10 protein-coding genes are annotated in these 13,856 nt (G+C 39.1%); 6 read left to right on the top strand and 4 right to left on the bottom strand.

Annotation, left to right across the window (positions count from 1 at the left end):
• Positions 1 to 68: 68 nt before the first annotated feature.
• Positions 69 to 2,492 carry a PKD domain-containing protein gene (locus ENH88_RS05595; protein WP_304180524.1) on the bottom strand — a complete coding sequence of 808 codons (2,424 nt, stop codon included), beginning with the start codon at positions 2,490 to 2,492 and terminating at the stop codon, positions 69 to 71.
• 294 nt (positions 2,493 to 2,786) lie between these two features.
• Between ENH88_RS05595 and ENH88_RS05590 the strand changes: the two genes are divergently transcribed.
• Both ENH88_RS05590 and ENH88_RS05585 read left to right on the top strand, forming a co-directional pair.
• A complete protein-coding gene (locus ENH88_RS05590) occupies positions 2,787 to 3,242 on the top strand; it encodes a GNAT family N-acetyltransferase (protein WP_304180522.1) in 456 nt (151 codons plus the stop codon).
• A gap of 854 nt (positions 3,243 to 4,096) precedes the next feature.
• Positions 4,097 to 4,636 (top strand): GNAT family N-acetyltransferase, encoded by a 540-nt coding sequence (locus tag ENH88_RS05585; protein WP_304180521.1) that lies wholly within the window; start codon positions 4,097 to 4,099, stop codon positions 4,634 to 4,636.
• 72 nt (positions 4,637 to 4,708) lie between these two features.
• Here the strand turns inward: ENH88_RS05585 and bcp are convergent, their stop codons facing one another.
• Together bcp and ENH88_RS05575 are read right to left on the bottom strand one after the other, a co-directional pair.
• Positions 4,709 to 5,188: a thioredoxin-dependent thiol peroxidase gene (bcp, locus tag ENH88_RS05580; RefSeq protein ID WP_304180519.1), complete on the bottom strand. Its 480-nt coding sequence runs from the start codon at positions 5,186 to 5,188 to the stop codon at positions 4,709 to 4,711.
• 10 nt (positions 5,189 to 5,198) lie between these two features.
• A complete protein-coding gene (locus tag ENH88_RS05575) occupies positions 5,199 to 5,732 on the bottom strand; it encodes a glycine cleavage system protein R (protein WP_301561988.1) in 534 nt (177 codons plus the stop codon).
• Between the two features lie 353 nt (positions 5,733 to 6,085).
• Between ENH88_RS05575 and bamC the strand changes: the two genes are divergently transcribed.
• The gene (bamC, locus tag ENH88_RS05570; RefSeq protein WP_304180516.1) at positions 6,086 to 7,147 is read left to right on the top strand and encodes an outer membrane protein assembly factor BamC; all 1,062 of its coding nucleotides are present in this window, start codon (positions 6,086 to 6,088) and stop codon (positions 7,145 to 7,147) included.
• Between the two features lie 67 nt (positions 7,148 to 7,214).
• Positions 7,215 to 8,645: a YjiH family protein gene (locus ENH88_RS05565; protein WP_304180514.1), complete on the top strand. Its 1,431-nt coding sequence runs from the start codon at positions 7,215 to 7,217 to the stop codon at positions 8,643 to 8,645.
• A 50-nt stretch (positions 8,646 to 8,695) separates the two neighbouring features.
• Here the strand turns inward: ENH88_RS05565 and ENH88_RS05560 are convergent, their stop codons facing one another.
• A complete protein-coding gene (locus ENH88_RS05560; RefSeq protein WP_304180525.1) occupies positions 8,696 to 11,065 on the bottom strand; it encodes an EAL domain-containing protein in 2,370 nt (789 codons plus the stop codon).
• 250 nt (positions 11,066 to 11,315) lie between these two features.
• Between ENH88_RS05560 and pyrC the strand changes: the two genes are divergently transcribed.
• Positions 11,316 to 12,368, top strand: coding sequence for a dihydroorotase (gene pyrC, locus ENH88_RS05555; RefSeq protein ID WP_304180512.1), 1,053 nt, complete (start codon positions 11,316 to 11,318; stop codon positions 12,366 to 12,368).
• A 328-nt stretch (positions 12,369 to 12,696) separates the two neighbouring features.
• Positions 12,697 to 12,900, top strand: a complete 204-nt coding sequence (locus tag ENH88_RS05550; protein WP_064668395.1) for a cold-shock protein — start codon at positions 12,697 to 12,699, stop codon at positions 12,898 to 12,900.
• Positions 12,901 to 13,856: the final 956 nt, after the last annotated feature.

Below are 13,856 nucleotides of genomic sequence, written 5' to 3'. Positions count from 1 at the left end.
CTTATTAAGATAAATTGAATCGGCCTAAGCTGAAATTCGATAAAGGCTTATCAAGCAAGCTTTAATCATTATGGGGTGAGCTGGTCACAGACTTCAAATGTGTGCTCAACAATATCATTTGAGTTAGCACGTAAATCTAATTGCCATTGTTCCTTACGATCATAATCTCCTTTTTCGGTGTTTTTTATCCAAATAACAGGATAATCATCTGTATCAACACGATATAAAAAAGGTGCGAATAGTGAAAACTCACTGGTTTTGCCAATGGTAATTATTTGAGAGCTATAGACGCGCTGATCTAATTCCCCCCCCTTTAACGACAAATCTAATGCATTAAATTTAAGCTCAAGCTCAGTAGGGCCACTATACCCTTCACAAGTTGCTAAACCAATACGGACATTCTGCTTAATAAGTGCTGTTTTTGTTCCTAAGTCAATAATAAAGTGGTTGGCAGTTACTTGCTGATCTCTCACAACGTTAGCAAATGCAAATGGAGAACTATAACCCATAATGCTAAACTTCTTCTCTGCTCCTACGCCTATTACTGCTTGATAATAGCCATTATCATCCGTAGAGAAATATAGACTGTCTGTTATTGCTTCACTTGAAAAGAGATCGACATTAGCGAGGCCGCGCCCTAAAGAATCAACCAAACGACCGCTAACAGTGCCAAGCCAGCTAACATCATTCATAGAAACAGCAATTAAAATCTGTTTTACAACCGTATTACCTGCATCGTCCGTTACACTAACCGAAGCAGTATAAGTACCAAAGGTTAGTGGCGTAAATGAGGTTATCGCTTCAGTGGTATTCGCTAGAATTGAATTACTAAGTCTTGGTTTACTCAAAGTCCAAGAATACGTTAGTGCGCCTCCCTCTGGATCTTTACTTAATGAGGCGTCAAGTATTACTTCGCTACCATAAGAAGTAGCTCGTTCACTATCTCCTGCAAGATGAATAACAGGCGGTAAATTTTCTTGGGCGGTAATAGCTAGTTGCACAGGGTCTGAGCTTTGGCTACCATCATTAACGATCAACTGCACAACATATTCTCCACCTACTAGTGGGATAAAGCTCGGGGTTTTCGATTCGGCATCATTCAACTCACTATCGCCAGCCCGGCTGAGCCATACCCATTGATAGCTAAGATCTGTTCCTTCAGGATCCTGACTTCCACTGCCATCTAATGTTACTGTTTGGTACAAATAGGCAGAGGTTGCAGCCTTTATTTTAGCGATCGGTTTTTGATTACTTTTCGCGGTGATACGAACTTGACTCGGTGTTGAGTCCGCTTGACCATCATTAACAACCAAAGAAAAAACATACTCACCGTCAACATCTAATTCAACCATTATTATTTGTTGATTTGATGTTATCAATTGCAGATCACTATCATCAGGTTTTTTAATTAAAGACCATTGATATGCTAAAGGAGATTGCTCAGGATCATAGCTAGCAATAGCTGACAGCGGAATACTTTGACCTGTGTTAACGATTTTATCGGGTCCTGCATTAGCAACAGGTACTTGATTACCCGAAACTACCTTGACTATCGCACTGGTGCTTGTTGAAGCTAAAGTAGGATCAGCAACAGTTAACTCAATTTCATAGTCTCCTGGCGTATCGGCAGAGAACTCAGCATCGACCGTGCGATAATTATTGAGCTCCACACTGGAATTACTTGGCTGACTAATAACCTCCCATAAATAGGTTAATAGATCGCCATCAACATCATAACTATCACGAGCACTTAAATTAAGTGTTTGTGATATTAATACTTGCGGAGCAATAAAAGAAATCACCGCGTTAGGGCTACTATTTTCAGTATATGGCTTTACCTCAATATCGACTTCATCTATTGATTGTTGCCCTGTATCATCACTAACGATCAAACTAAGGCGATATTGCCCCATAACATCGGCTATAAACTCACTTTCTATCGAGTTAATTTTGTCTAACACTGCAATACTGCTCGATGGTTTATCAACAAAGCTCCATTGATAGTGAATATTGCCCTGCAAGACATAGCTTGATCTTCCACTGAGCTTAATTAACGCTCCGAGTTTAACGCTTTGATCTGGTCCTGCATGTGCGACCACTGCCGCAGTCGCTTGCTCAACATTAATATCGTATGAAGCAACGACGCTATTGACGATACCATCGTTAACCACAAGTGTTAGCCGGTATTCACCTTCAGTAGCAAAGACCACGGTAATATTTTGTGCGGTGGTATTAGCTAAGCTGATAGCTTGCTTATCACTGTTAACTAATGACCATTGATATGTGAGCTTATCTTTATTGGCGTCATGACTCTCTACGGCACTAAAAACAAATTCTTGCCCAACAACAAATATTGGCTCTTGAGTTACGGTAATTACTGCAACTGGTGCCTGATTAACAACTGTTGTTTGTTTGGTGGGTGTATCTGACGAGCCACCACAACCTGACAAAAAAATGATAAAAAATAATAAAAAAAATACATTAACTTTCACTATAACTTCCTTGTAAAAAACTATTCAAACTAACTAATTCGATGAGTTAGCACCTAAAATAGAAACTATCTTGTAAGCGGCTAAAAATCAATCTAAAAATGTTAATAATCACACAAAGGTTTAAAAGAAATGTAAAATAACATTTCCAAAATAGGGAGGGCGCGTTTTTCTTAGTTTGTTAGAATCTATGTAAGTAAATTCTGTTTAATGGGACTATGGTTAAACCATCAATAAAAATAAATTAAAAATGAGTTATTTCTACAGGCTCGTTAGGTATTTTTGGAAGTTCGTCATATGATAATTCGTAAATATTTAGAAAAAGATTGGTCCCGTATTTGTGAAATACACGATTTAGCTCGTTTAGATGAGTTACGTAGTGCATCACTAGTAGATGCGTTTTTACCGATGGAAATTGCAGCTGAAAGTGAAAACCTTTTTGAATATGATTTGTTTGTAGCAGAATACAAGGGGATTGTTGCTGGCTTTATTGCATATGATGAGGAAGAGATAGCATGGTTATATGTAGACCCTGCCTTGTATCGCATTGGTGTCGGGAGAGCATTAGTTAATACTGTCACAAAAGCGTCGTCTCGTACGTTTACAATTGAAGTTTTAAAGGGGAATACTCCTGCACTAGAGTTTTACAAGTCATCTGGGTTTACTGAAGTGGGCGTAGAAAGTGGTGTAATGCCAGGTAATGAGAAATACGAAGTCACAGTTCAGGTGTTGTGTAACGCTATCAATGCCTAACCGGGTCGCCGGAGGTCTCTAACCTCCAGCCGCCACACCATCCATCATGCGCTTTTTATTAACAGGAAGTGCTATGAGCGGTTCATCACCCGTAATGAATATTGATCCAAATATCTCTCAATGACACTAAACCTTGTGAAGCTAAATAGTCATTGCCTAGCGCAATGTTAATTCCTTTTGTTTTTGAGCTTCTACAAGGGCCTTCGCTTCCAAGCGCCTACTTTTGGTACTGGTGATACACATGCTATGGCGAGTCGTTCACTGACACTTCGTTTCATTAAACTATGTACTTTTTTGCGTACTATTTTTATAAAAAGCGCCGCTGCCGCCAATAGCAAATGCGTATTCTATGGCGGATCCAGTGTTCTAAATCCACCGTTAGCTAATTCAAATGAAGGTCAAAATAGACGGCCCAATGGGGTGACGATAATTTTTAATAAAAGAGCGGCAAACGACTTGGGTGCATTGAACCTGCTTTCTTAAGGTAACAAGCGCCATATTATGGTTAATAAAGGCATGAATAAATTGACCTTACGCGGTCAAACGAAAGTGAATGCTTTCATTTCACACTGCGGAACTTTATTGCCTTGTTCATAATTTAGAAAAGCTGCGAAACACGATGCATTAAGAAGGGGAGTTCTTTTAACCTCAAACAAGCCACTCAAACATCGGTAACACCTTCCAAAATGCCAATTAAAACAACAGCTAGTCCTGTTTTTATATTTTACGCGGAATCGAAGTAACCGATTGAATCAAAATAGGAACTCAGCTATGATTTTGATAAATCAATAAAAATAAATTAAAAACGAGTAATTCTACAGGCTCGTTATAAAGCAGCCAGAAAGTGGAGTAACATGGAAATAAGGCAAGCAACGCAAAATGATTTAAGAACGTTTTTCACTTACTCAAATGATCATTTGTCAGATAATGGTGTCGGTGATACACATCTTTTTCAACCGATGTCTAAAGCAGAATCATCTGTAAGTGAAGCAATGAAGTCTCGTTTTTCTGATGGCATTAAAACTGAATTATACCAACAAGGGTGGCGACGTCTTTGGCTAGCTTTTGATGAAAACAAAAATATTGTGGGGCATATCGATATTCGAGGTCATGCAGAAAACCATACGAAACATAGAGTTTTACTGGGTATGGGGGTCGATCGTTCAGTTCGTAAACAAGGTATCGGAAAACACTTAATAAATAAAATGGTAAGTTGGGTTTCTTCTGAACCTTTAATTGAGTTTATAGAGCTTTGGGTACTTTCAAACAATATAGCCGCACAAAAATTGTATATTAGTACAGGGTTTGAAAAATGTGGGGAGATACAAGATATGTTTAGAATAGACGGTAAGTCTTTATCCTATACTGTTATGTCTCGAGCAACTGCTTTATAACAATCTAATCAACTGGAAGCAAAAAAGCGTTGCACATTGGCAACGCTTTTGTATATTTTTACGGCTTACGGCTTAATCTTTAGTCAAATAATCCAGTACCACTTGATGATGATCTTTGGTTTTAAATTTATCGAAAAAGTGCTTTATGGTGCCGTCTTGGCCAATTAAGAAGCTCAAACGGTGGATGCCGTCGTATTCTTTGCCCATAAATTTTTTGTAGCCCCAGACGCCGAATGCTTCGGCAATCGCGTGGTCTTCGTCTGAGAGTAAATCAAAGTTTAATTCTTTTTTGGTTTCAAAGTTTTTTAATTTTTTTACCGGATCCGGGCTGATACCCACGACGCGAGTGTTAAGTTGGGCTAATACGGCTTTTTCATCGCGTAGGTTTTCAGCTTGTACTGTGCAGCCGGGTGTTGAGGCTTTTGGATAAAAGTACACTAATACTTGCTGCTCTTTTAATAGCTCTGCAAGGACGATTGTTTCGCCATCTTGGTTTTGTAAACTAAAAGCGGGGGCTTTATCGCCGGCTTGTAATGGATTAATGGTGTTCATGCTTTGCTCCTTAGCGAATACGTCGAAATATATAATCGACATTGAGAGTACGTGAAAGATCTTCAAATTGGACTTTAAAGCTGTCAATGTCAACCTCTACTGGAATGTTAAATTCCAGTTCACAGCGCATTATGGTGTCTTCATCTTCGTCATAGGTATCTGACTTTAAAGAGCATATACTGATATGTTTGTCGGCAAAAAAGCGCGTTACTTTACTTAACGTGCCAGGGGTGTCGATACCTGTATATTCGAGGGTGTAACCGGCACAAAATTCACTTTGAGTATGACTGGCGGTGCGCTTCATCATAGTGAGTAAACCTAGCTCCATGCCTTTGAGGGGCAGGGTGTGTTCAATACGGCTAATTGCCGACATATCGCCCGATAGCAACATAATAAAGGTAAATTCATTACCTAAGATGGCAATGCGGCTATCAATAATATTACAGTGACAGTCACTGACTAATTGGGTTAATTCACTGACAATACCAGGGCGATCATCGCCAATGGCAGTTAAAACGATCTGATGATTTGAAAAAGTAGTCATGAATTCAAGTACCTAGGTTATATTATTAATAACAATCAGAGTAAGCTAAGCCGGCAATTACCACCACACGGCGGCGAAGTTTAACACAAAACAATCGCGAAACTACAGAGCGAGCCAATTTAAGCTGTTATTAAAGCACGGTGTTTCTTGTTTTTAGTGGCATGGGAAAGTACCATAGTTAAAATTTTGCATATTAACTGGCTAGCATTACTGTTAAGCCGTATCCCAAAATAACGGGTTTTGCATAAAAACAAGATACGTAAAGTTAATATTGACTTTACACTGAACCAAATCGGCATAACCCACTCATATATTTGTTAAAACAATTAAGGGTATGCTAAGGAGAATTATCTGTGCAGTATTGGATCCCAAAAGCGCTTGCTGTAAGCGTGTTGGTTAGCTTGTCAGGATGTGGTGTGTTCACTGACGAAGCGCATCATAAACGTAATTACCGTGCCGGTGAGCCGGTACAAGTGCCAGGACAATTGGCGCAGCCAGCTCAAGATCCCATTTATAGGATGGAAGTGGCGGAGTATGATAATAATCCTGATTCAACAAATTACCGTCCGCCCGCGCAAGTATTAACTGTTGCAAAAGGCAGTTGGGTTGAAGAAGGTGATAAGCAAGCACGTGTTTATTTTGATAAAAACGATGGTATTGCCGATTTAGATGAATTTATTTGGGATTCAGTTCAGGCCGTATTAGTTGATCATCAAACAAAACCAATAAAACAAGATAAGTTATTAGGTTCAATTGAAACTGATTGGTATGCCATCATCAAGCCAGAAGAAGGTTGGTTATGGGATAGCGAAGATAAGATATCGCAACAACGCTTTATCTTTACAATTGAAGAAAAGTCGCACCAACGTACAGCTTCATTAAGTGCTAAGTTAGCAGAATATGAGAGTAAAGACGTGCCATTGACAGCTATTTTGCAACAACAGTTAGAAGTGCGAGCACTGAACCAAGTTGTGGCAGAATTTGATTATCGCTATCGTCAACTTGAAGTTGAAATACGTAAACAACAGGGCATTATTTCGCTGGAAATGGGCTTTGATAATAAAGGTAATGCGGCATTAGTGACCGAGCAAGATTACTTTGTAATATTCGAACGTTTCTCAGGATTCTTAGAGCGTTTATCATTTACTATTGTTGAAATTGACCAAGAGCGCGGCTTGATCACGGCTGATTACAACAAACCAGAATCAAGTGTATGGGATTCAATTTGGGGCGAAGAACTTGCTGAGTTACCTATTGAAGATGGTCAATATCAAATATTAGTCAGTCGTACCAAAGATGGCGGTACGAGCTTGACCTGGATGGATGACGAAGGCACAACCTTAGAGCCGGGTACAATGAATGATTTACAACAAGCATTAGAAAATGCTTTGCGTCAACGCGGTATTAAAATTTAATAATAAATAATAATAACACCACAAAAAGAGCTTTTGCTCTTTTTGTGGTTTCTACAGGTTGAAAACAATGTCTAATCTAACTTCCTCTGCCGAGCAGTTTGACTTAAAGGTATGGTTAACTTTTATCATTCCGTCGCTGATCGGTGTATTCTTGTTCATGACTCCAGTACCAATGGATGGAGCGATGACTATCCCCATTGCCGTTATGGCTAAAGCTGTAAAAACGGCGGTTGCATCCTATATTGATCTGTTGATCACCGTGATTATTTGTATTACCGGTGTTTTGTCTTTAGTGATGAAACTATTTAAACCAGCGGCATTAATGAAATCTGCTATTTTAAAGCACCTTTTTGATGTGCACTGGTTATGGTTAGTGATCCGTTTATTTGGTATGGCGTTTATTATTCTTACGGTTTTAAGCCTTAATAACCCAGATTTAAATTCAGCACTACCGGGCGTATTACAGCCTATTTTCACTGGTATCACTTCAGAAAATACCGGTGGCTTAGTATTAAAAGATTTGCTGCCCGTTTTATTTTCAGTGTTTATTTTAGCGGGTTTGTTACTGCCTTTGCTGTTGAATTTTGGCTTACTTGAATTAGTGGGAACATTATTAACTAAAGTGATGCGTCCGCTGTTTGGTGTGCCAGGGCGAAGTGCGGTTGATTGTGCAACGTCATGGTTAGGTGATGGCAGTGTGGGGATTTTAATGACCGCGCGCCAGTATGAAGAAAAGCATTATACCCAGCGTGAAGCGGCGATTATTGGTACCACCTTTTCTGCCGTGTCAATTACATTTTGTTTAGTGGTATTAGGTCAAGTTGGGCTGGAGCAGTTATTTGCGCCGTTTTATTTAACGGTGTGTTTAGCTGGGGTTGTGGCCGCATTGATTGTGCCACGCATTCCGCCGTTGAGCTTTAAAAAAGATGTATTTATTGATGGCAGCCAACCTGATCCTCATAAAGAGCGGGTGCCTCACGGCAAGAATATTCTCACCCATGCTTTGCATGTAGCGCTGAACAAAGCTAAACACTCACCAGGCTTTGCCGGTACCATGAAAGAAGGCATTCACAACGCATTAGACATGGTGTTTGCGGTATTGCCAATCGTGATGGCGGTGGGCACGTTTGCGTTAGTTATTGCTGAATATACACCAATATTTGCTTATTTAGGCAAACCTTTCATTCCATTTTTAGAGTTATTACAGATCCCTGAAGCAGAAGCCGCCGCGCAAACGATTATGGTTGGCTTTGCTGATATGTTTATTCCATCAATTTTAGCTGCTGGCACCATTGAAAGTGATGTTACTCGCTTTATTATTGCGGCAATGAGTGTAACCCAGTTGATTTATATGTCGGAAGTGGGCGCGCTATTATTGGGTAGTAAAATTCCGGTAAATATTTTTGAGTTGTTCATAATATTCATTCTTAGAACATTGATCACGCTACCAGTTATTGCAGTTATGGCACATTGGTTAGTTGGTTATGGTAATAAATAGCAAACATTAACGCTAAGGCCCTGCACTGCAGGGCCTTTTTTATGCCAACGTTAAAGTGGTTTATCTATTAGTAAAATAGCTTGAGTAGCGGGCATAGGTTTGGCTTTTAAAAACCCTTGGCCAAAATCACATTTAGTTTGCTGCAAGATACTTAACTGCTCTTGGGTTTCAATTCCCTCAGCAATCACATCTAATTTAAGCGATGAAGCGAGTGATAAAATGGCATCAACCAATGGCGTGGCAGTGTCTTTTAGGTGATCAATAAAACTTTTATCGATTTTTAATACATGGATGGGTAATTGATGTAAATAACCTAAAGAAGAGTAGCCAGTGCCAAAATCATCTAAACATAACTTTACTTTTAATGGCGCTAAACCTTCGATTATCTTGGTAGCCAACTCTAAATTTTCGATTAAACCTGATTCGGTGATCTCCAAACATAAAGACCCTAACTCGAGCGCATATTTATTATAAATAGCGTGGATCTGTGTGATGAAATCAACACTTGCAAAGTGTCTGGATGAGACATTTACGGTGATCCGCAAAAATCGTTTCCCTTGCTGTTGCCAAGCCGCTATTTGTTTTGCTGCAAGCTCTAACAAATGCAGATCTAGATTAATAATTTGTCCGGTGCTTTCTGCAACTGGAATAAAGTCATTTGGTGCGACAAAGCCTTTACTCGGGTGATGCCAGCGTACAAGGGCTTCAAAGCCCACCACATCACAATTTTGGATGCCAAAAATAGCTTGAAAATAAAGCTCAAACTCATCGTGCTCAATACCATGTTGTAAATCATTCTCTATATCTGCATGGCTTTTGAGCTTTTTGCGCATAGTATTGTTAAAAAACTTTACTTGTCCACGGCCAGTGGATTTAGCTTCGTACATTGCTGCATCGGCATGCTGCAATAATTGATAGGCTTTATCGTTTTCGTTTTCACAAAATGCAACGCCAATACTGGTGGACGCTTGTAATAAATGACCATCGATATTAAGCGGTGCCTGAAGTGCATTTTTGATCCGTTTTAGGGCATCGTTAATTTGGTTTTTATGGGTGATGTTCTCCATAAAAATAGCGAATTCGTCGCCACCGAGCCGTGCAAATGTATCGGTATTACGGATCGTGCCTTGAATTGATTTACAAATAGCAATTAGAAAGTGATCCCCCACTTCATGCCCTAATGAGTCGTTGATGCTTTTAAAACGGTCAAAATCTAAATACAACAGCGCGTGATAGCACCCTTTAGGTGTACGCGTAAGTCGTAAGATACCGTGCTTTATACGGTCAATGAGTAAAGAACGATTTGCAAGGCCAGTTAATTCGTCATGTAAAGCGCGGTGTTCAAGCGCTTGGCGAGATAACTGCCTGTCGATGGCCATGCTAATTTGGCGGCTAACGTAAGTGAGTAGGGCACGGTCATGATCATTGTAATGGTGAGTTTTATCGTAACTTTGTACTACAATTACGCCACTTATATGCTCACTGACCCTAAATGGTACCCCAAGCCAAGATTCAGATTGGCGACCCACCATTTTAAAATGACCAGCTGCAATATGTTGTTGGTATTCTTGTTTATTTAAAAGCAGTGATTGCTCTAAATTGAGTAAATAATAGGAGGCGGTATTTTTTAGTTGCTCTTTGGAGATTTTTTTATGGGCATTTGAGCGCACCCCTTCTTCTACAATATAAACAATATCAAGGATATCGATATTTTTATCGTATAAGCCTACCAAAAAGTTATCAGCACGCAGTAAACTGGTCATAATGTTGTGCAATGACTCTAAAAAAGTATCTAAGTCATTGGCTTGGTAAGTTAAATTAGCTATTTGTAATAATGTGCCTTCCAGCTTTTGGGCACTATTTAATTGACTCACCGTTTGTTGTAAGTTTTCAACAGTGTTGACCTGATTTATTTTTGCGCTGAGCAAATGCGCGACGGTTGTTAAAATTTCTAGGTGAGCATCACTAAAATAATTACGTACCGGGTGTTCGCAGTCAATCACTCCTAAAACCTGCTGCTTATAAACTAATGGTACACATAGTTCAGACATAGCAGGGCGTACATCTGCGATATAACGGCTATCTGTACTGACATCACCAATAATAACAGCACGACCCGTTGAAGCAACATAACCAGTAATACCTTGGTTAAATGCAATGGTTTTTCGTTCTATGGCATAGTTACTATTAGCAGGAGACACTCCCATTGATGCGACTTCGTGCAAGGTTGTAGCACTTTCATCGGCAATATAAATAACACAATCAACAAAGCCTAACCGTTTAACTACTTCAGTGGTGACATAGTCGAACAATTCATCGAGTTTATCTAACTGTAATAAGCTTGAGGAAAACTGATTAATAATGCTCAGTTGCTCGGTTTTAACATCAAGCGCTGAAGATAAATCTATTTTATTCTGCATGTGCCACGCGTGAATATACCGTTTTTGTGTCATTGATATACTTATAGATTAACGGAATGTTAATAGATAGACAAAGAATAAATAAAATTAACAAGATCTGTATGTAAAGGTAAACACACGGCAAACTATTGATGATGCAATGCTTTCATTCTATCCGTTGATAAAAAGCGTCAGTAAAAACCACAATAAAATCTTTACTCGGCTAGGGCATATGCATATGATCAATTAAATTCAGCCGTGGAAATAAGTAATGACAAATCAAGCCTCCAATACTCAAGCAACGTTAACTATCACTCGTCCAGATGACTGGCATGTTCATTTACGTGATGGAAATCAATTAAAAGATACAGTTAGGGATATTAGCCGCTATATGGGGCGCGCGATTATTATGCCAAACTTAGTTCCCCCGGCAACCTGCACTGAAACCGCTTTAGCGTATCGCGACCGCATTATGGCGGCAGGACCACAAGGTAGCTTTGAGCCGCTGATGGTACTTTATCTAACGGATAACACGAGCGCAGATGAAATTAAAAAAGCCCATGCTACGGGTAAAATTGTTGCTGCTAAAGTGTATCCAGCCGGTGCGACCACTAACTCAGACTCTGGTGTAACCTCAATTAAAAAGATTTACCCAGCATTAAAAGCCATGCAAGAAGTCGGCATGTTATTGCTGATCCATGGTGAAGTGACAGATTCATCGATTGATATATTTGATCGTGAAAAAGTATTTTTAGAAACAATTTTAGTTGATGTTGTTAAAGACTTCCCAGACTTAAAGATTGTACTTGAGCATATTACAACCAAAGATGCCGTTGATTTTGTTAATAACGCTTCAGATAATCTGGCAGCAACCATTACCGCCCATCACTTGTTGTATAACCGCAATCATATGTTGGCAGGGGGAATTCGCCCACATTACTATTGCTTACCAATATTAAAGCGTAATAGCCATCAACAAGCACTGATTGAAGCGGCAACGAGCGGTAGTAAAAAGTTCTTTTTAGGCACAGATTCTGCGCCACACTATAAAGATAAAAAAGAAGCTGCCTGTGGCTGTGCAGGTGCATATACGGCTCATGCCGCATTAGAGCTGTATGCTGAAGCGTTTGAAGACGCTGGTGCATTGGATAAATTAGAAGGATTTGCTAGTCATTATGGCGCTGATTTCTATGGATTAGCCAGAAATGCTGATACCGTGACTTTAGTGAAGCAGCCTTGGACTGTGCCTGCAAGCTACCCGTTGGGTGACGATCATGTAGTACCTATTAAAGCTGAATCAATTATTGATTGGCAAGTGAAGTAACTATTTAACTTACTCAGGCGATTAAAAGGCCATTTTAGTTGCCTGTTTAGCATTAATATATGTCTTTATCGCGTGTAAAATCAGCAATTAAAGCCTGTTTAAAATAATTCTTAATTAATAGAGCTAAAACGATTTTATTATGTTAACCTTAACTTGCTTTGAGTTTTTGCGTATAGAATTTTCGGTTAATGTGCGGCGTTTATGGTTACCTGTTTGGTCAATTATTTCTTCCTGTACTTTACCCAAAGGATTTTTTGGGCATTCACTCAGGGAGGATATAGCCAATTATTGGCTGAATTTTAAATTTTGACTTACAGGAAAATATAGTATGTCAACTACTGGTAAAGTTAAGTTCTTCAACGAAGCTAAAGGTTTCGGTTTTATTGAACAAGAAAATGGCCCTGACGTATTCGTACATTTCAGCGCTATCACTGGCTCAGGTTTTCGCACTCTAAGCGAAGGTCAACAAGTCACTTTCAGCATCAAGCAAGGCCAAAAAGGCCCTGAAGCTGAGAACGTAGAACTAGCATAATTTTTATTATGTGAACCTAAGTTCAACTTGGTGAAACAGGACTCTGTTTCACCATAATTCCCCTCTCTACTACTAATATTTCTATACACCTAATTTTCTCTCTCTCACTTAATTAGCTATTTTTCTATTCTATTTCCTTGCAAACTCATGTTTAGATTGATCTATCTGTTGCCTAAAAAGCCAATAGAAGTGTTAGTTAACCTGAACTTTGGATAATAAATCTATCTCCTGCGGCTATTTTCAACGCTAACTGTGTGTCCGCTATTGACGCGTAAATTCGCCTTGTTCTCCCTGAAATTTCCGGCTGGAGACTTTTATTAATATTTGTGCTTTAAAATCAGCTCTTTAGTAAGTTTCTTAATCAGGGTCCAAGTTAATCAAGGGGCTATGTTTATCAAATCAAACTCGTTTTGACAAAACAGATAGGGTGCTTCACGCTAAAACTGAAAGCTTAAAAAACATTACCTCAGCCGTAGCATTAATTTTACGTGGCTGCATATTTTCCCCCCGTAAGAAGACTTGCTAAATAATGAAAAAGATCTCGATCACATTCTAACTGAGTGTGAATTCACAGTGATGGGATATTTAGTGAAGAGATTATCAAATCAGTAAATAGGTGAGAGCTTTTTATTAGGAATAAAACAGTCAGTCCCTATAAACTAAAATTTTTGAAAAGTGAGAGTCATTCAGTGCTCTCGCTCGCTCAATCAGTCAAAAATGAAGTCGTGTAAATTCTTAGTGGTAAAAAAGCAGATACATTTTCCTTTAAACGGTCCGAACGACAGTTATTTTATACCCTGTGCTCACGGTACATCTGCATAAAAAGGCTTTTTTACCACTAAGAATTTACACGACTTCATTTTTGACTGATTGAGCGAGCGAGAGCACTGAATGACTCTCACTTTTCAAAAATTTTAGTTTATAGGGACTGACTGTTTTATTCCTAATAAAAAGCT

The organism is Pseudoalteromonas prydzensis (assembly GCF_011050055.1).
GTDB classification, from domain to species: Bacteria; Pseudomonadota; Gammaproteobacteria; order Enterobacterales; family Alteromonadaceae; genus Pseudoalteromonas; species Pseudoalteromonas prydzensis_A.
This window is presented reverse-complemented; position numbering and strand designations above follow the sequence as displayed.

Bases quoted from the DNA above. Each gene is read 5' to 3' on its own strand.
- bcp (WP_304180519.1), bottom strand. From the start codon at position 5,188: ATGAACACCATTAATCCATTACAAGCCGGCGATAAAGCCCCCGCTTTT.
- ENH88_RS05565 (WP_304180514.1), top strand. From the start codon at position 7,215: ATGTCTAATCTAACTTCCTCTGCCGAGCAGTTTGACTTAAAGGTATGG.
- ENH88_RS05560 (WP_304180525.1), bottom strand. From the start codon at position 11,065: ATGCAGAATAAAATAGATTTATCTTCAGCGCTTGATGTTAAAACCGAG.
- ENH88_RS05550 (WP_064668395.1), top strand. From the start codon at position 12,697: ATGTCAACTACTGGTAAAGTTAAGTTCTTCAACGAAGCTAAAGGTTTC.
- ENH88_RS05575 (WP_301561988.1), bottom strand. From the start codon at position 5,732: ATGACTACTTTTTCAAATCATCAGATCGTTTTAACTGCCATTGGCGAT.
- ENH88_RS05590 (WP_304180522.1), top strand. From the start codon at position 2,787: ATGATAATTCGTAAATATTTAGAAAAAGATTGGTCCCGTATTTGTGAA.
- ENH88_RS05585 (WP_304180521.1), top strand. From the start codon at position 4,097: ATGGAAATAAGGCAAGCAACGCAAAATGATTTAAGAACGTTTTTCACT.
- pyrC (WP_304180512.1), top strand. From the start codon at position 11,316: ATGACAAATCAAGCCTCCAATACTCAAGCAACGTTAACTATCACTCGT.